This window comes from Guyparkeria sp., assembly GCF_046540515.1.
GTDB lineage: Bacteria > Pseudomonadota > Gammaproteobacteria > Halothiobacillales > Halothiobacillaceae > Guyparkeria.
In genome coordinates this window covers 1-17,293 of the sequence record NZ_JBKHFB010000033.1, presented here as the reverse complement: position 1 = coordinate 17,293, position 17,293 = coordinate 1, and the positions used below count along the sequence as shown (strand labels likewise).

Sequence of the window (17,293 nt, the reverse complement as noted above, 5' to 3'; positions counted from 1 at the left end):
CCATGGCCGAAACCCTGATCATCGCCGACCTGCATCTCGCCCGGCCCGAGCCGCGCACGCTCGCGTTGCTGGACGCCTTCCTCGAACGCGCTCAGGGCGCCGAGGCGGTCCATATCCTCGGCGACCTGTTCGATTACTGGATCGGTGACGACCAGCCGCTCGATCCGGCGCTCGCCCAGCGCCTCGAGCGGTTCGCCGACCTGTCAGCGACAGTCACCTTTCAGCCCGGCAACCGCGACTTCCTGGTCGGCAGCGATCTGCTCGATCGGCTCGGCGCCCGGCGTCTTCCGGACCAGTACGTGCTGGAAAAAGGGGGGCGACGCTGGCTGCTGACCCACGGCGACGAGTTGTGCATCGACGATGCGGCCTATCAGGCCATGCGTGCCCAGCTGCGTGACCCGGCCTTCGTGCGGGATTTTCTCGCCCGTTCGCTTGCCGAACGCATCGCGATTGCCGAGGATCTGCGCAACAAGAGCCGGACGGCGTCCTCGAGCAAGCCGGAGGACATCATGGACGTGAACCGCGCCGCGGTCGACGAGATCCTCGAGCGCAGCGATTGCGACGGCCTGATCCATGGTCACACCCACCGCCCCGCCATCCATCGACTCGACGGCGGACGGCCACGGGTGGTGACCGGCGACTGGGGCGAGCACGGTTGGCTGGTGGCCCTCGCCGGCGAGCGTCTGACCCTCGAGCGCTTCACCCCCGAGGAAACCGAAATCGTCGCCAGCTGGCCGAGCGGCACGGAGGCGGTGGCATGAGTCTGCCGATGATCTTGACCTGGCTGCGTATCGGGGCGATCCCGCTGCTGGTGATCGTGTTCCTGTTCACGCCGATGGAATTCGCCCGGCCCGCGGCGGCCTGTATCTTCGGTCTGGCGGCACTGACCGATTTTCTCGATGGCTATCTCGCGCGGCGATGGGACCAGCAATCGGCCTTCGGTGCGTTTCTCGACCCGGTGGCGGACAAGCTGATCGTCACGGTGGCGCTGGTGTTGCTGGTGTTCACGGATGGCGACCTGCCGATCGTGATCGCCACGGCAGTGATCATCGGACGCGAGGTGTTCGTCTCGGCGCTGCGCGAGTGGATGGCCGCACGCGGGATCAGCGCGGCGGTCAAGGTGTCGCCGCTGGGCAAGCTCAAGACCACCGCGCAGATGTTCGCGATCCTGTTTCTTCTCTACCATTTCCCGCTGTTCGGCCTGATCGACGTTCACACCATCGGCTACTGGCTGTTGATGCTCGCCGCGGTGCTTACCGTCGTCTCCGGCGCCCAGTACGCGCGGGCGGCGATCATCGCCGTCGAGCGCGCCGAGTCGGCTTCCCGAACCGACGAGCGCTGAGCCGGCGTGATGCCCGTATTGCGAGCCCTGATCCGCGGCCCGCGACTGCTCGCCTATCTTGTGGCCGGCCTCTGGCATGTCCGGCGGCTTTCACGACTGGACGAACCGGCCCGTCTCGAGCGCGTCCGCGCCTGGCTGGGCGGGGCGTACGCCGTGCTCGGGGTGCGGCTGCAGATCGAGGGGAGCCGCTATCTCGATGAGCTTCCCCCCGGGGGCAGTCTCTGGCTGCCGAATCACATCAGCTGGCTGGACATTCCGCTCCTGGGTGGGGTGCGTGGCGGCACGGTGTTCCTGGCGAAAAGCGAGATTCGCGGCTGGCCGGTGATCGGGCGACTCGCCCGGCTGGCCGGCACCGAGTTCATCGAGCGCGGGCGCGGCAGCGAGGCGGCCGGCGAGGCGATCGAGCGGGGCCTGCGCCACGGCCGGCAGATGGTGGTGTTCGCCGAGGGCACGACCACCGACGGTCACGTCGTGCGCCGGTTTCATGCCCGCTTGCTCGAACCGGCCTTGCGCCTCGAGCGACCGGTGGTGCCGATTGCATTGCGCTATTTCGATGCCGAGGGCAGACGCACCACGGCGCCGGCGTTCATCGGTAACGAAAGCTTGTGGCCCTCGTTGTGGCGCGTGCTGTCGAGCAGGGGCATCGAGGCGCGTATCGACGTGCTCGAGCCGATCCGCCCCGGTCCCGCCGATACCCGCAGCGGGATCGCGCGTCGTGCGCACCACGCCGTCGCCATGCGGGTTGCCAGTCCGGAGCACGAACTGCCGTCACACGAAACGAATGCGCGCTGAGCTCGCCGCCATCCCCGGTTCCGCGTATCGACTCCGGGTGCCTTGCTGGATCAATCAATTCCCCATCACCCCGCGCATGATCTGCTGCAGGTCCACCGGCCTTGTTGGTGTCTCGAAGCGCGCATCCGGCTGCGAAACGGCGGAAATCGACTCGAGCCGGAACTCGTCGGCAAACCGCAGCACCGCGAGTTCCCGTCGTTCGAGCTCCCGTTCGGCATCCTCGTGGCCGGTCACGCCCGTGCTGCGGGCCATCGCCCGAGTCATGCCGCCCAGCAGGGCGGTCTGCATCTCGATCACCAGCGGGTCGTCGGTCAGCACGGCCTCGTCGGTGCGGGAGCGCCCCTCGTTGTCGACCCAGTCCACACGGTAGCGCTCGCCGTCGATCCCGGCGATCGTCTCCTGCTGTCCGGTCGGCTCGAGAGCGGTGATCTGGCTGGGTACGACTGCCTCGGGTCCGAGCCGGGCCAGGGCGTTGTGCTGGCCGAGCAGGGCGGCCAGCTGGTCAAGGTCCATGGTGACCGGCTGGCCCGCGATGCTCGCCACGCCCCAGGCCTTGCCGTCGCGAGCGATCACGTGGGCCGACTCGTTGGGCGTGTCCAGGCGGCTGCGCTCCGGTGACTGCCAACTGAAGGTCAGGGACGGCAGGGAGCGATCCGCGGTCTGGAATCGGGCCACGCCATCGGCGAGGGCTGTCGAACCGATGCCCACCCCGAGGCCGACGAAAAACAACATGTGTATCAAGCGTTTCAAGCGCGGCTCCTTCCCAAGGTGATCGTCTGCGGTTCGACCACACGGACCCTCGGTAATTCCCCGAAAACCCGGTTGACGGATCGCCTCCCGGGAGGTCCGCCGGGCTCAGCGGATCATCCGCGGGATCAGTCGTGTGTAGGCAATCAAGCCCAACAACTCGACCAGCGACTGCAGGATGATCACCGTGACGACCGGTTGCAGGCTGGTCGGGAGTGCCAGAGCGATGGGAAGCACCATGAAGGAGTTGCGGGTGCCGGCACTGAACGCCACCGTCCGACGTGCCTCGGGCGGGAGCCCGGCAAGTCGGGAGGCCGCCTCCGCGATCCACGGCACCAGGATGATATAGAGGACGAACACCAGCACCACGGCCCCGAGACCCGCTACCTGCCCGACCACTTGCGGGGCATGCGAGGTCATGATCGCGAACAGAACGATGCCAAGCAGGGGAACCGGCAACCAGGCCATCATCTCGATCCCACGCCGAACCTTGCGGGAATGACGCCCACTCAGGTCGGTCAGCCACGCGGCAGCCAGCGGAATCAGGATGATCAGCACGAAGGCGCCCAGCAATGAGGAGAGTTCCCAGTCGGCGCGAATATCGCCCTCGGTGAACAGCCAGAGATAGAACGGCAGTAGCAGGATCTGGGCGAGCAGCAGTATCGGGGTGGCCGCAATCGCGCGCGGCACGTCCGCGCGACCCAGCTGCGAGAAGGTGACGAACCAGTCGGTGCATGGGACCAGCAGCACCAGGAATACCCCCATGGCGAGTATCGGGTCGTCGACGAACAATCGGGTCAGTCCCCAGACCAGGATCGGGATCAGAACGAAGTTCACCGTCAGCATCACCAGAAGAAAACGCCGGTCGACCAGCGCCGACCCGATGGACTCCAGGTGGGTCTGGGTGAACGTGACGTAGAGCAGGGCGGCCAGCAGCGGCCAGAGACTCCATTCGAGCCATTCGCCGGTCGGTGGCGCGAACAGTCCGATGGCCAGCCCCGCCGCCACGGCGACGAGGTAGACGACGACCTGGTATTTCTCCAGCGTGAGGGGCGTTGGCATGGGGCTATCCTACCTTCATGGCGACAAGGCGCTCGATGCCGATCACGACCAGGTAGATCGCGCAGGCGGTGGCGATGATGGCCGGTCCGGAGCCGATGTCGAACCAGTAGCTCGCGTACAGGCCGGCCAGGCAGAACAGCAGGCTGAACACGCCGGAGAGCAGCATCATTCCGCCCAGCGTGCGGGTGTAACGCTGGGCGAGGTAGGGCGGCAGGGTCAGCAGGGCGATCACCAGCAACAGCCCGACCACCTGGATCATCATCACAACGGTCTGGGCGACCAGCAGCAGGAGCATGAAGTAGAGCCCGGTCACCGGGATGCCGCGGGTGCGCGCGTAGACCGGATCGAAGGAGAACGACAGCAGGTCGCGATAGTAGTAGAGCGCAAGCGCGAGGATCACTGCATCGATGGCCGCCATCAGCCACAGGTCCGCCGTGGCCACCGTCAGGATCGACCCGAACAGGTAGGTCATCAGGCCGGCCTGGTAGCCCGGAGTCAGCTCGACGAGGATCAGGCCGAGCGCCATGCCCGCCGCCCAGATCACCCCGATCAGGGTGTCGGTGCGCTCGCGCCGGCGGCGGGTCAGCGCGCCCAGCAGCAGGGCCGCGCCGGCCGTGAACACCCCGGTGACCGGCAGGACGGGCAGCCCGAGGAAGATTGCGGTGCCCACGCCACCATAGGCCGTGTGGGCGATACCGCCGGTCATGAACACCAGCCGGTTTACCACGACCAGCGCGCCGACGATGCCCGCGGCAATGCTCACCAGCACGGCGGCGATCAGCGCGTGCTGGACGAATCCCTGCTGCAGCAGTTCGGGCAGGGTCATGGCGTCTGCCCCCTGGCGCCGCTGTCGGTCGGACCGGTTGCCAGGTGGGCGTTGATCGCCGCGTGTCCCATCGGGCAATCCGCGCCGTGACGGCCGTACATCAGGGCGAGCATTTCCTCGGTGATCGCCGGCCCCTCGCCGCTGACCAGCCAGCGGTTGACCGCCAGCACCTGCGAGACGGCCTGGCGGGTGATGCCCAGATCATGGCTCACCATCACCCGGGTCAGGGTGCCGCCGAGTTCCTCGAGGGTTTCGTGGATGCAGGCGCGCCCGTAGGGATCGATGTTGGAAAACGGCTCGTCGAGCAACAGCAAGTCCGGTTCGGTGATCAGGGCACGGGCGATCAGGACCCGCTGGCGCTGCCCGCCGGACAGGGCGCCGAACGGTCGCTGCGCCAGTTCCGGGATGCCGGTGCGCTCCAGCGCCTCGCGGGCCCGAGCGCGTTCGTCGGCGCGAAAGCCGGGACCATGGCGCCGGCCGTGCGGCAAGCCCATCAGCACCACCTGCTCGACGGTGGCCGGGAAGCCCGGGGCGAGGTTGCCGTGCTGCGGCACGTAGCCGATGCGCTCCGGGTGTCGGCCCGGCCTGTCGCCGAATACCCGCACCGTGCCCGCATCGGGACGGTACAGGCCGAGGATCAGGTGGAGCAGGGTGGTCTTGCCACCGCCGTTCGGGCCGACGATCACGGTAAAGGCCCCGCGCGGCACGACCAGGTCGATGTCCTCGAGGATCGGCTCGCGGTCGAAACGAAAGCTCACCTTGTCGAGGACGATCGCGGGTGTGTCGGTGGCGGTCATGTCAGTGCGCGTGGTTGTCACGGTTGGAGCTGCCGGTCGAGTCGGAACCGAGCGCCTCGGCCAGGGTATCGGCGATCGCCTGCATGCCCGCCGGCCAGTCGCGTGCCAGCGGATCGAGGGTGAGTACCTCGCCGTCGAGTTCACGGGCAATGGTCCGGGCCGCGCTCTGGGCGAACTGCGGTTCGATGAAGATCACGCGGATGTCGTGGTCACGAGCACGCTCGATGATGCGGGCGAGTTCACGCGGCCCCGGCTCCTTGCCCTCCACCTCGATCGGCATCTGCTCGAGGCCGTAGCTGGCGCCGAAGTAGCCGAACGCCGGGTGGAACACCAGGAACTGCCGCGCCGAGGGGTCGATGTCGGTCAGGGCATCGAGGATCGACTGGTCGAGGCGGTTGATCTCCTCGGCCAGCTGGCGAAAGCCCCGGTGGAAGCGGGCGGCGTGGTCGGGCGCGGCCTCGATGAGGGCGTCGCGGATCGCCTCCGCCTGCAGGCGGACCAGCGGAGGCGAAAGCCAGACGTGCGGGTCGCGGGCCGAGGCGTCGGGCCCTGCGCCGTGCCCGTGGTCGTCGCCGTGATGGTGGTGGGTGACCATCGCCCGTCGCTGGATCGCCGTGGTGCTGTCGATCACGGTCATGTCGGGATTGCTGTCACGAAACCGCGGCAGCCAGCCCTTCTCGAACGGCACGCCAATCGAGAAATACAGCTCGGCACGCGACAGTGCGGTCATCTGTCGTGGTGTCGGTTCGTAGGTGACCGGTTCGGCATTGGCCGGCACCATCACCTGAACGTCGACCAGGTCACCGCCGATCGCCTCGACGAAATAGGCCTGCGGCGGGATCGAGACGGCCACGTTGACGGCCGCCGCCTGCAACGAGGCGCTTGCGAACAGACCAAGCAGGGCCGCCGTCGCGACGAGTCGGCCACGGTGAGGGCGTTTCAGTGGTGGCAGGTGCTTGGTCATGGAACGGTTCTCCAGGGGTTGGGATGGCGCCAAACGGCCGACAGCGGCAAAAACGTTATTGTATAACATTTGGGTGGGCATCGAGGCCAGTTCCCCGGCTGCACCTTGCGTTCCTCCTCGTGGCCTGTGCCGGCTCATGATCGGCGACGTGGCCAGCGACCCCGCCACCTGAGGCGACGATGCAGGTTGGCCAGGCGGGTGGTCAACAGGCGCGCCTGGCGACGGCTGGGGGAGCGGGCGTAGCGAGACGCCTCGAGCAGCTGGCCGACCCGTCGCAGGTCCTCGGCGGCGAACGGCAGGGCCAGTGCCGCACGATTGAGCAGGGTCCGCTCGCTCTCGGGGTTGGCCCGGTGCACACCCAGTCGTGCAAGGTCTTCCTGCACCCTTGTCCAGAGGTATTCGGCCTCGCTGCCGGCCAGCCGGCGCCGCTCGCGTCGCGCGAACATCACCAGCATTACCCACCACACGAGCCCCGCGATCACGACCGCCCAGATCGCCCCCCAGACGGGGTGGTGCATCGCCAGACCCAGCCGGCTCAGCCATGCCTGCTGGAAGCCCCCGTCGTAACCCAGGACATACTGGTTCCATCGGTTGTCCAGCTGCTCGGCCAGCAGGCGAACCTCGCGGCCGAACGAGGCCTCGTCACGGCGAACCGTGGCGGGCAGTTCGGCGTCCTCGGATGCCGATCGCGCGATGCCGTCCGTGATGCGCTCCGGGGCCACCACGGCGGTGGGGTCGACCCGCTGCCAGCCGTCCCCCTCGGTCCAGACCTCCGCCCAGGCGTGGGCATCCGACTGGCGCACGACCAGGAACTCGCCGTTGAACTCGCCTCCCTGGTAGCCGGTGACCACGCGGGCCGGCACGTCGGCCGCGCGCATCAGGCGGACGAAGGCGTCCGCGTAGTCGGCGCAATAGCCCCGGCGGGTCTCGAACAGGAAGGTGTCGGCCCGGTCGGCGCCCTCCCGCCGCCCGGGCGAGCGGCTGTATTCGAAAGGCCGCTCGCGGAACCAGTCCAGGGCGCGTTCGATGCGTTCGGCGGCCGGGCGGTCGCGCCAGCCGGCGGCCAGATCGGCCAGGAGGGGGTTGAGTCCGCCCTGGGCCAGGTAGCGTTCGCGCCGAAAACGCGGCAGGTTGCCCACGTCCAGCCGGTAGTCGAGCGCCGAGGTGACCGAGTACCGCAGCCGGTCGTCGACCGACTGCTCGCGCTGGACCACCAGGTTGCCGTCCACACGGCTGCGTTCCGGCACGTCGATGGCGGCGGCGAGCGTCGGCAGCTGACGCGAATCGGTCGGCTCGAGCGTGACCTGGTAGCTCACCTGCGAGTCGTCCAGGGTTTCCAGGCGCGGCGTGCCGGCCGCCGGGTCGGCCACCCAGCTCTCCGGGTCCTCCTCGGCAAAGCCACTCATCACGAACACCCGCCAGTAGCGCTCGTCGGCGGGAATCGGCTCGCCATCGAACCGCACCCGGAACGCGGGGCTCGGGTCCTCGGCCAGCCGGTCGAACTGGCCCGGGCGCATCTGCTCGGACAGACCCGTGCGGGCCTGCCCGCCGGGCTGCTGCACGCCCCACAACGCCCCCGGCGGGCGGGGGAACAGGGCGAACAGGATCAGGGCGAACGGCAGGCCGAGCAGCAGCAGCCGTCCGGCCTCGCGCAGCCGCCTGCCGAGCGTCTGGCCCGTGGCCGCGCCCACCTGCGCGATGCCCATCCAGGCGCCGACCAGCAGCCAGAACAGGACCATGACCAGGGCGAAGATGGGCAGGGCCTGGTCGAAGAGCAGCACGCCCACCAGCAGGAAGAAACTCAGCAACAGGACGCTGACCTGATCGCGATCCTCGTGGGTTTCCAGCAGCTTGAGGCCCGCGGCGACCACCAGCAGGGCCACACCCGCATCCCGCCCCCAAAGCGCGTGGAACTGCAGGACGACGACCGCGGTGCCGCCCGTGGCGAGCAGGAGCAGCAACCAGCGCGGTGGCAAGGGCAGGCCGGCCACCTCGTGCAGCCGCCGCCAGGCGAACGCCGCGACCACGACCGGCAACACCGCCACGGGCAGGTGGGGCAGCAGGAGACCGACGGCACCCACCAGCACCAGCCAGAGCAGCGGATCGAGGCGGCCGGGTGTCATCACGTCATTTCCCCCGGTGGCGGGTGATCGAAACCCCGTGCGTCCTGCGGTCGGCCGAAGCGGGCCAGGCGTTGCAGGGCCGTCGGGTATCGTCCCGCACGGTTGGCCGTTGCCGTGGCGTCGACCGGCGGTTCACCGGGCAGGTGCAGCACCCAGGGACGCTGCGCGCGCTGCAGTTGCATCAGGCGTTCGGTCATGGCCGACAGGCGCGTCTCGCGCGGCCCGGCGAACGTCTCGTAATCGACCAGCTCGGGGTCGGGCCGTTCGGCATCGCCCTCCGGGTGCCGGGTGATCAGTTGGCCGGTCTTCGCGTAGTGGCGAAAGACGACGTGCCGGATCGGATCACCGGGGTGATAGGGGCGCAGGCGGGTGGGGTCACCTTCTGTCGCCGGACTCGCGCCGCCGTCGTCCTGCAAAACGGGCAGGCTGCGCTGGCGGCCTTCCTGCGGGGCCGGGTGGATCCACTGGCCGACCGTGGGCGTCAGTCTCCGGTCGATCCGCCACAGGCCCAGCGGGTAGCGCGTCTCGATGGTGACCTCGGGCAGGGGCAGATAGCCGCGGGGTTCGCCGGGCAGGGCAAGCGAAACGCGCGCGTGATCGTCGCCAGCCGGTTGAGGCAAGACGGCCTCGTCCCCGGTACTGACCCAAAGTGGCGGCAGGGCACCCCGGGGGGTGCTGAATTCGATGGTGAATGCGCCCGGCGTGCCGGCCGGTCGGATCGGCGGCGGCACGACCCGGGCATCGACGGCGGCCAGGGCGCGCCAGCCCTGCCAGGCGCTGTTGACCATCAGGGCGATGACCATGAACGCGATCAGGAAGATCAGGTTGTTGCCGTAATTGATCGCGGCAAGCAGCATGGCCACGGCGACCACCGCCAGGCCCAGTGCGAACCGGCGTGGTCGAATTTGCAGGCGGGAAAGGGATTGCTGAGCCACAGGAGAACCCACTGGCGGTTGGTTCGGCGGCGAACGGTCTACGGCGTTGGAACGCGTTCCAGCAGCAGGTCGGCGGCATCGCGGCCATCGTGGTCGTCCAGCCCGACGCGGTGGTTGACCAGGTCGGGCAGCACCGCCTGGACGTCGTCGGGCAGCACGTGGTCGCGCTGGTCGATCAACGCCCAGGCGCGGGCGAGGTTGAGCATCATCAGCCCCGCCCGCGGCGAGAGCCCGACCCGGAACTCCGGGGCCTCGCGGCTGGCGGCCAGCAGTCGTTGCACGTACCCGGCGATCCGGTCGGCGACGTGCACGCGGGCGGCCTGGCTTCGCAGCCGTTGCAGTCCCTCGGCGTCCACCAGCGGCTCGACCTCGGCCAGGTGGGCCCGCCCACCGCCGGAGAGCAGCATCTCGCGTTCGGTCGCCGCGTCCGGGTAGCCCAGCCGGATCACCATGGCGAAGCGATCGAGCTGCGACTCGGGCAGGGGGTAGGTGCCGGCCTGGTCGAGCGGGTTCTGGGTGGCGATCACGAAGAACACCGCCGGCAGGGGGTAGCGCTTGCCGTCGACGGTGACCTGGCGTTCCTCCATGGCCTCCAGCAAGGCGCTCTGCACCTTGGGCGGCGCGCGGTTGATCTCGTCGGCGAGCAGCATCTGGGTGAAGACCGGCCCGGGTATGAAGCGAAAGCCGGAGCGGGTATCACCACCGCCGGGCTGGAAGATGGAACTGCCCACCACGTCGGCCGGCAGCATGTCGGCGGTGAACTGGGCCCGCTTGAACGACAGGCCGAGCACCTGCGCCAGGGTGTGGGCCAGCGTGGTCTTGCCGAGACCGGGAAGGTCCTCGATCAGCAGGTGGCCGCCGGCGAGGATGCAGGTCAATGCCTTGCGGATCGCCGGGCGCTGGCCGACCACGACCGAGGCGGTGCGATCGATGATGCTCGGACAGATCGTGGCGTCCATGCGTGTTCCAACTCCTTCGTCTAGTTCGCGTCGGCCATGGCGGCCCGCTCGATCTTGGCGCGGTAGGCGCGTCGATAGGCGTCGATGAGTGCCGTGTGCCGTGGTTCGTTGGTAAAACCCGGTGTCAGCGATGTCAGGGGATGATAGCCCCATTGCCCGGCAAGTACCCGGGCCGCCTCGTCGACAAGGGCGTTCGGGAACAGCGCGTCGAGCGACCGGCGCATGGCCGGGGGCGCGAGTCCGGCCTCATGCTCGAGTTGCCACAGCACCTGGGCGGCCCGGTAGCGTCGCTGACGCTCGGCGGGCAGCGGCGGCACGCTGGCGAGCCAGTCGACGTCCATGCCGATCTCGTCCGGGTCGCGCGGCGTGGCTCCGGCGGCGTGCAGCCGGGCGAGCACCTCCACCTCGCCGATGCGCGTACCGGCCCAGACCGACTCGGGGCCGGCGCAAAGACCGATGACGTCGCTGACCGGCGTGAGCGGGTCGAGGGCAAGGACCGCGATCGCCTCGGCGAACGCGCCGCTCTCCTCGGGGGACAGTTCATCCAGCCGCTCGAAGTAGGGCAGCAGGTCCAGCCCCTGGTTGTTGTTTCGCTCGATCAGTTCCTCGACCGGGTAGATCTCGGAGACGCCCGGGACGAGGATGCGGCAGGCCGGCAGCCCGAGGTGCTCGAAGTCGGCGATGTAGACGTCGTGCCCGAGCTCGTGGAACGTCGCCAGCAGCGCCTTCTCGTACTCGACGTTCTTCTCGTGCCGGGTCATCTCGGCGACGTCCTCGGCCTCCATTCCCCAGTCCATTCCCCAGGGGGTGAACGGGTAGTCCGGCTCGTCGCGCAGCATCTGCCACGGGAGGATGCCGGAGGAGTCGATGAAGTGCAGCTCGATGTTGTCCGGATCGGCGGCCAGTTCCTGGTCGGCCGTCGGCGCCGGGAAGGCGTGCAGATCGTCGAGATCGCGGCCCTGGACCAGCTCGGTGAGCGTGCGCTCGAGGGCGACGTCGAAGCGTGGATGGGCACCGAACGAGGCGAACACCCCGCCGGTCTCGGGGTCGTAGAGCAGCACGCAGATCACCGGGAAACGCCCACCCAGCGAAGCATCGAAGGCCCGCGCGGCAAAACCCGATCCGTTCAGCGCCTCGAGGGCTTCCCGGCTGGCCGGAAAACCCGCGATCACCTCGGCGGGGATCTCGGGCAGGGCGATGCCCTCGGTGATGACCTGTTCCTTGACCGACCGCTCGAAGACCTCGGAAAGCCCCTGGGTGTGCGTCTCGGCCAGCGTGTTGCCGGCTGACAGGCCGTTGGAGACGTACAGGTTGCCCACCACGTTGACCGGGAAGTAGATCGTTTTCCCGTCGCGCTGGCGGACGAACGGCAGGGCACAGATCCCGTCACGCACGCCGCTGTTGAGATCTCCCCAGTCGGCGCTGGTCTCTACGCCATCGCCCCCGTAGAAGCTCCACAGCCGGTCGTCGAGCAATCCTTCTGGGCGTTCGCCCGGGGCCTTGATGGTGAACCAGCGTTCGGCCGGGTCGTGCAGGGTGCAGCCGTCGACGCTGGCGCTCTCGCGGTGCCAGTGGAAGTCGGCGAAGAAGTACTGCGAGGCGAGACGCTCGACGAATTCGCCCAGCGCGGAGGCAAATGCCGCCTCGCGGGTGGCCCCCTTGCCGTTGGTGAACAGGGCCGGGCAGCCGCGATCCTTGATGTGCACCGACCAGCAGTTGGGCAGCGGGTTGCGCCACAGGCTCGCTTCGATATCGAAGCCGAGTTCGGTCAACCGGTGCTGGACGCGGGCGATGGTGTCTTCGAGCGGCGCATCCTTGCCGGGGATCAGGGTTACGGTCATGTCGGGGGAATCGGGTCCGGTCGGTCGTGGGAGAAATGAGACGTGGATCGAGTGGGGGGCGGGTCAGAACAGCACCAGCAGGCTGACGCGACGCAACTCCGAGGCCAGCACGGTGTAGGTCCGCAGGGCGGCGGCGGTGTCCATGTACTCGATACCCACCCCGCGACGCATCAGCGCGGCCGACAGGCTGGCCGGTCCCATTCGTGTGCGCGTGCCGGTGCCGATGATCACGACCTCGGGGTCGTCGCGCAGCAGCAGGGACTCGCCCTGCGCCGACAGGGCGTCGAGATCGTCGATCGCCACATCGTCGTGCAGCGACTCGGGGGTGAGCAGGAACGACTGCTGCAGCTCCCGGTCGTTGACCGTCACGTGGGTCTCGGAAAAGCCGCGGATCACGAATCGGCGGCCGCGATCGTCCTGGGTCAAGCGCATGGCGTCTGGTCGGTCGGCGTGGGTGTGGCAGCTAGCCTAAAGGCTCATCCGCATCGGCGCCACTCTCGCGGTCGTCGTCCCGGTGATCCAGCCGCATGGCCAGTCGCCGCCACAGGTTGCCCGAGCGCCGGGTGACGCTGCTGACCGCGGCTGACAGCACCGCGGCGGCTCGTTCGCTTGCCGGCTCATCGGATGCCCCGCCGTGGCGGATGGGGGACACGAGGGTAAACCGCCGCTTTGCCCGGGTGATGGCCGTGTAGAGCAGTTCCCGGGTCAGGATCGGGTTGCGGTACTCGGGCATCACCAGCGTCACCTCGGTGAATTCCGAACCCTGCGCCTTGTGCACCGTGAGCGCGAAGGCCGTCTCGACCTCGGGCAGGCGCGTCGGGCTGACCCAGCGCAAACGCGAGCCCGGCCTCCCTCCGATGTCATGTCCGGATGGATCGTCCGCCCCGGTGTCGACCGGGAAGGCCACGCGCAGACCGATATCATCGTTTTCCAGCCAGGTCGGCAGGGTCAGGCCGATGTCGCCGTTGGCAAGGCCGAGCTGGGGGTCGTTGCGGGTGACGATCACCGGGCGACCCGGGTACCAGCCGGTCGACCGACCCGGGCGTTGCCCCGGGGGCAGCAACCCCTCGCGTGACAGCCAGTCTTCCACGCGCCGATTGAGCCCCTCGACCCCCGCCGGCCCGCGCCGCAGGGCACAGAGCAGCTGGAAGGCGGCGTGCTGACGGAAGAGTTCGGTCACGGCGGCCTCGTCCGATGCCGGATCGAAGCCCCCGGTTTGCGCGGCGATCCGCGACAACCATGGCCGCAGCCCGGCGACGACCAGCTCGGCCAGCGGGTCGGCCACGTCGTGGGCCTGTCCGCCTTCGGGTCGATCGATCACCCAGCGGACCTCGCCCGCCTCCGAGGCGCCCGCCTTCCCGGGCACTCCCGTTACCTGGTTCACCGCGGCCACATCACCCCGGTTCACCGCCCGGGCGAGGGCGCCGATGGCACTGTCGTCGCCGAAGCGGTGCGAGACGCGCAGGGTCGCGATGTGATCGGCGACCGGGTCCGAGGGTGACGGCTCGCCCGTCGGTTCATCCGTCTGGCCGGGGCCGTCCCGATCACCGCGTGCCAGGGTTTCGCCGCTGGCAGTCTCCAGATAGGCACGCAACGGCGCGGGGTAGTCGCGGGTTTGTGCGTGGCGACAGAGCTCGCCCAGCACGGCACCGGCCTCGACCGAGGCGAGCTGGTCCTTGTCGCCCAGCATCACCAGGCGGCAGTGGGCGGGCAGCGCGTCGACCAGCTGGGCCATCAGCTCCATGCCGACCATGGAGGCCTCGTCGACGACCACGATGTCGTGATCGAGCGGGTTGTCCCGGTGATGCCGCGGCCTCTCGGCGAGCGGGCGCGTACCGATCAGGCGATGGATGGTCTGCACCTGCTCGGGCAGGTGGGCGGCCACGGTCGGCCAGTGATCGTCGGCAAAGCCCCGGGCGCGAATCGCGGCGATCCCGCGCACCTTCTCGCCGATCGATTCGGACAGCCGCGCGGCCGCCTTCCCGGTCGGCGCGCACAGGGCGATCCGGGGCAGGGCCTGCGCCGGGTCATCGAGGGTCAACGAGGTGAGCATGGCCAGCAGGCGCACGACGGTGGTCGTCTTGCCGGTACCGGGCCCGCCGGTGATGATCGAGAAGGACTGGCGGGCGGCGAGTGCGCAGGCGATCTTCTGCCAGTCGGTCGGGGCGGTCGTTCCATGCGCCTGCCGGGGGTACAGTGCGTCCAGGACGGCACGCACGCGCTCGGCCGGCACGGGGACGATCGGCCCGCGCCCGGCGAGACCCGCCGCGACCCGGCCTTCCACCTGCCAGTAGCGGCGCAGGTAGAGTTGCGGGCGCGCGGCTTCGACCAGCACCAGCGGCCGGCCGTGGCGTGGCAGGTCATCGCCGTCCCAGTCCAGCCGAGCGACTGCCGGGTGATCGGCCAGCGACCGTTGCCAGTCGGCCAGCGTGATCCCGGCCAACACGGCCGCCGGGGTAGCGATGTCCGCTGGTGATCGTCCCGTGGATTCGGCCGGCGGCATGCGCAGGGTGAAATCGGGGTTGGCCTGCACCGCGGCCAGGTCGAGGCAGACGTGGCCGCTGCCGCTCTGGTGGCTGGCCAGCACGGCGGCCAGCAGGGCCAGCGGGTCGGAGTCGGGCACGCGCCGGGCGAGGAAATCGGCGACCGCGCGGTCGATCGGGCGCAACCAGCCGGCCTCGACCCACTGGTCGAGCAGGGCGCGCAGCGCGTTGATGTCGTCGACGGCCGGGTGACGCGTCATGCCACGGCCTCCCGGTCGCCGGTGAACAGCGCGTCGAGCGCCTCGATCAGGGCCCGATCCGGGCGACAGGTATAGACGCCGGCGTTGTCGGGCCCGTCGGTGGCCGGCGCGATGCCGCGCAGGAACACGTAGGCCGCCCCACCGATGTGGCGGTCGTAGTCGTAGCCCGGCAGCCGGTCGGCCAGGTGGCGATGCAGGGCCACCAGGTAGAGGACGAACTGCAGGTCGTAGCGCGAATCGAGCATGGCGCGTTCCAGGGCCTCGGGGGTGTAGGCGTTTGCATCCGGGCCCAGCCAGTTGGATTTCCAGTCGATCAGGTAGTAGCGCCCCTCGTGCTCGACGGTGAGGTCGATAAAGCCCTTGAGCATGCCGTTGATCGTCGGCGCGGAGAGGGGCGGGCGCTCGCGGCCCGGAGCGACGTGACCGCAGACCAGGTGATCGAGCCGGGCGAGATCCGCGTGCTCGACGGCGAACCAGAATTCCATCTCCGCCTGGTAGCGGTCTTGTTCGGCCAGTGCCAGCGTCTCGCCGCCGGGCATTCGCCAGCGGGTGGCGAGCAGGGTCTCGAGCGCGTCGACCACTACCCCGACCTGGCTCTCGTCGAGGGGCCGAAGACCGGGATGGGCGCTTCGCTCCAGCAACTGGTGCAGCCGGTCGGGTCGTTCGGCGTACGCCGCGAAGCCCTCGAGGGCGACGGCCTCGATCAGGTCGTGAAGCAGCGTGCCGATCTGCGCGCCGCGCGGCAGCTCGTGGATTCCGGCGGGCAGCGCCTGCGCCGATTGGTCGTCCGCGGTGCCGGTGATCGTGGTATCCCGATCCGCAACCGGGGCAGGCAGCTCGGCTCCCCGCGTGGCGGCCAGGGAATCCTCGAGACGCGACTCTTCGCGTGCACCGTCCGGGGCCGGCAGGGGCACGGAATGACCCACCGAGGCGGTGAGCGCGGAGAAACTCGAGATCCACCAGGGCTCGAAGGCCGCGAAGACCGGCTCGCGCGGTGCGTGCAGGGCCGGTTCGGGCGGCGGGGTGAACCGGTCGACCGCCGGATCGCGGGCCGCGGGCAGATCGACGATCTCGATCGCCGGGTGCTCGGCCCACACGGCGAGCTTTTCCAGATAGGCCGGCCGTTCGCAGGTCTGGCCGGGCTCGAAGCCGAGGAACTGGCCGAAGGCGGACTTGGCGGGATTGAACGCCTTGGTATTGCCGATCTTGACCGGTCCGGCGCCGAGGACGCAGGCGTATTCCGCCCGCGTCATGGCCACGTAGAGCAGGCGGATGGACTCGGCGATCGCGTCCCGTTCGGCGGCCGCCTTTGCCTCCTTGTCCGGCGCAACCTCCCAGACGGTGCCGTTCTCGCGGTGCCGGCGGGTGGGCGAGCCGCCACGTTGGGGGTCGCTGCCGAGCAAGGCGATGAACGGCAGGAAGACCACCGGGTACTGCAGCCCCTTCGAGCCGTGGATGGTGACGATGCGCACCATGGCGCTGTCCTGTTCCAGCCGGATTTCCTGTTCGGCCGCGCCCTCGGTCATCGCCAGATGAAAACGGTGGAGGAGGGCGGCCTCGCCGTCGACGTCCTGGTCGGTCTGCTGCAGCCACTCGGCCAGGTGGAGCAGGTTGGTCAGCCGACGTTCACCGCGCCGATTCAGGCGCGCATCGTTCTCCAGCAGACGGGCGGGGATACCGAAATGGTGCATCAGGCCCATGATGGCGGCGAGCACGCCCTGCGACTGCCAGATCCGGTGCCACTCGTGGAAGCGCTGGCAGATGGCATCGAACCGGCCCTCGTCGCGCAGGCGGGTTTCCAGTTCCTCGAGGGGCAGGGCCATGCTGGCGGTGGCCATCGCCTGGCGAATCCGGTCGCTGCGGGCCGGTTCGGCCAGCGCCTCGAGCCAGACCAGCATGTCGGCCGCCTCGGTCGAGTCGAACACGGACGACCGCTCGGAGAGGAACACCGCCGGAACGCCGAAATCCGCAAGCATCCGCCGCATCATCCGGCCTTCGTCCTGTTTGCGTACCAGCACGGCGATGTCGCGCGGCTCGATGCCACGGCGCGGGCCGTCTCCGGCCTGGAAACCGCATTGACCGGCCTGGCCGCGGTCTAGCATCGCGGCGATCTCGCCGGCCGTGCGCCGGGCGAGTTCCTCGCGGAATACCCCGCTGGTCCA

At 69.2% G+C, this 17,293-nt stretch carries 15 protein-coding genes; 3 read left to right on the top strand and 12 right to left on the bottom strand.

Translation table 11 applies throughout. From position 1 onward, the window contains the following. From ACLFRM_RS05725 to ACLFRM_RS05715, 3 genes are all read left to right on the top strand, one after another. A partial coding sequence (locus tag ACLFRM_RS05725) for a UDP-2,3-diacylglucosamine diphosphatase (protein WP_410754762.1) occupies positions 1-761 on the top strand: 761 nt, incomplete at its 5' end. Continuing rightward, positions 758-1,342 carry a CDP-diacylglycerol--glycerol-3-phosphate 3-phosphatidyltransferase gene (gene pgsA, locus ACLFRM_RS05720; RefSeq protein WP_410754761.1) on the top strand — a complete coding sequence of 195 codons (585 nt, stop codon included), beginning with the start codon at positions 758-760 and terminating at the stop codon, positions 1,340-1,342. The genes ACLFRM_RS05725 and pgsA, both read left to right, overlap by 4 nt. A gap of 9 nt (positions 1,343-1,351) precedes the next feature. Next, positions 1,352-2,134, top strand: coding sequence for a lysophospholipid acyltransferase family protein (locus tag ACLFRM_RS05715; protein ID WP_410754760.1), 783 nt, complete (start codon positions 1,352-1,354; stop codon positions 2,132-2,134). A gap of 54 nt (positions 2,135-2,188) precedes the next feature. Here ACLFRM_RS05715 and ACLFRM_RS05710 read toward each other — a convergent pair whose 3' ends face one another. The 12 genes from ACLFRM_RS05710 to ACLFRM_RS05655 form a co-directional block, all read right to left on the bottom strand. Further along, positions 2,189-2,884: a hypothetical protein gene (locus tag ACLFRM_RS05710; RefSeq protein WP_410754759.1), complete on the bottom strand. Its 696-nt coding sequence runs from the start codon at positions 2,882-2,884 to the stop codon at positions 2,189-2,191. Positions 2,885-2,989: 105 nt separating this feature from the next. Beyond that, positions 2,990-3,943: an arsenic resistance protein gene (locus tag ACLFRM_RS05705; RefSeq protein WP_410754758.1), complete on the bottom strand. Its 954-nt coding sequence runs from the start codon at positions 3,941-3,943 to the stop codon at positions 2,990-2,992. A gap of 4 nt (positions 3,944-3,947) precedes the next feature. Next, positions 3,948-4,769, bottom strand: coding sequence for a metal ABC transporter permease (locus ACLFRM_RS05700; RefSeq protein WP_410754757.1), 822 nt, complete (start codon positions 4,767-4,769; stop codon positions 3,948-3,950). Continuing rightward, positions 4,766-5,566, bottom strand: coding sequence for a metal ABC transporter ATP-binding protein (locus ACLFRM_RS05695; RefSeq protein ID WP_410754756.1), 801 nt, complete (start codon positions 5,564-5,566; stop codon positions 4,766-4,768). Before ACLFRM_RS05695 ends, ACLFRM_RS05700 begins: the two co-directional genes overlap by 4 nt. A gap of 1 nt (position 5,567) precedes the next feature. Continuing rightward, positions 5,568-6,530 carry a metal ABC transporter solute-binding protein, Zn/Mn family gene (locus ACLFRM_RS05690; protein WP_410754755.1) on the bottom strand — a complete coding sequence of 321 codons (963 nt, stop codon included), beginning with the start codon at positions 6,528-6,530 and terminating at the stop codon, positions 5,568-5,570. A gap of 134 nt (positions 6,531-6,664) precedes the next feature. Further along, a complete protein-coding gene (locus ACLFRM_RS05685) occupies positions 6,665-8,653 on the bottom strand; it encodes a transglutaminaseTgpA domain-containing protein (RefSeq protein WP_410754754.1) in 1,989 nt (662 codons plus the stop codon). Further along, positions 8,653-9,588, bottom strand: a complete 936-nt coding sequence (locus ACLFRM_RS05680) for a DUF58 domain-containing protein (protein ID WP_410754753.1) — start codon at positions 9,586-9,588, stop codon at positions 8,653-8,655. Before ACLFRM_RS05680 ends, ACLFRM_RS05685 begins: the two co-directional genes overlap by 1 nt. Before the next feature lie 38 nt (positions 9,589-9,626). Further along, the gene (locus tag ACLFRM_RS05675) at positions 9,627-10,547 is read right to left on the bottom strand and encodes an AAA family ATPase (protein WP_410754752.1); all 921 of its coding nucleotides are present in this window, start codon (positions 10,545-10,547) and stop codon (positions 9,627-9,629) included. A gap of 20 nt (positions 10,548-10,567) precedes the next feature. Then, on the bottom strand, positions 10,568-12,388 hold the full coding sequence (locus tag ACLFRM_RS05670; protein WP_410754751.1) for a YcaO-like family protein: 1,821 nt from the start codon (positions 12,386-12,388) through the stop codon (positions 10,568-10,570). A gap of 63 nt (positions 12,389-12,451) precedes the next feature. Continuing rightward, entirely contained in the window at positions 12,452-12,820 is a 369-nt protein-coding gene (locus ACLFRM_RS05665) for an Mth938-like domain-containing protein (protein ID WP_410754750.1), read from the bottom strand. 31 nt (positions 12,821-12,851) lie between these two features. After that, on the bottom strand, positions 12,852-15,131 hold the full coding sequence (gene recD, locus ACLFRM_RS05660) for an exodeoxyribonuclease V subunit alpha (protein WP_410754749.1): 2,280 nt from the start codon (positions 15,129-15,131) through the stop codon (positions 12,852-12,854). Continuing rightward, a partial coding sequence (locus tag ACLFRM_RS05655) for a 3'-5' exonuclease (protein WP_410754748.1) occupies positions 15,128-17,293 on the bottom strand: 2,166 nt, incomplete at its 5' end. The genes recD and ACLFRM_RS05655, both read right to left, overlap by 4 nt.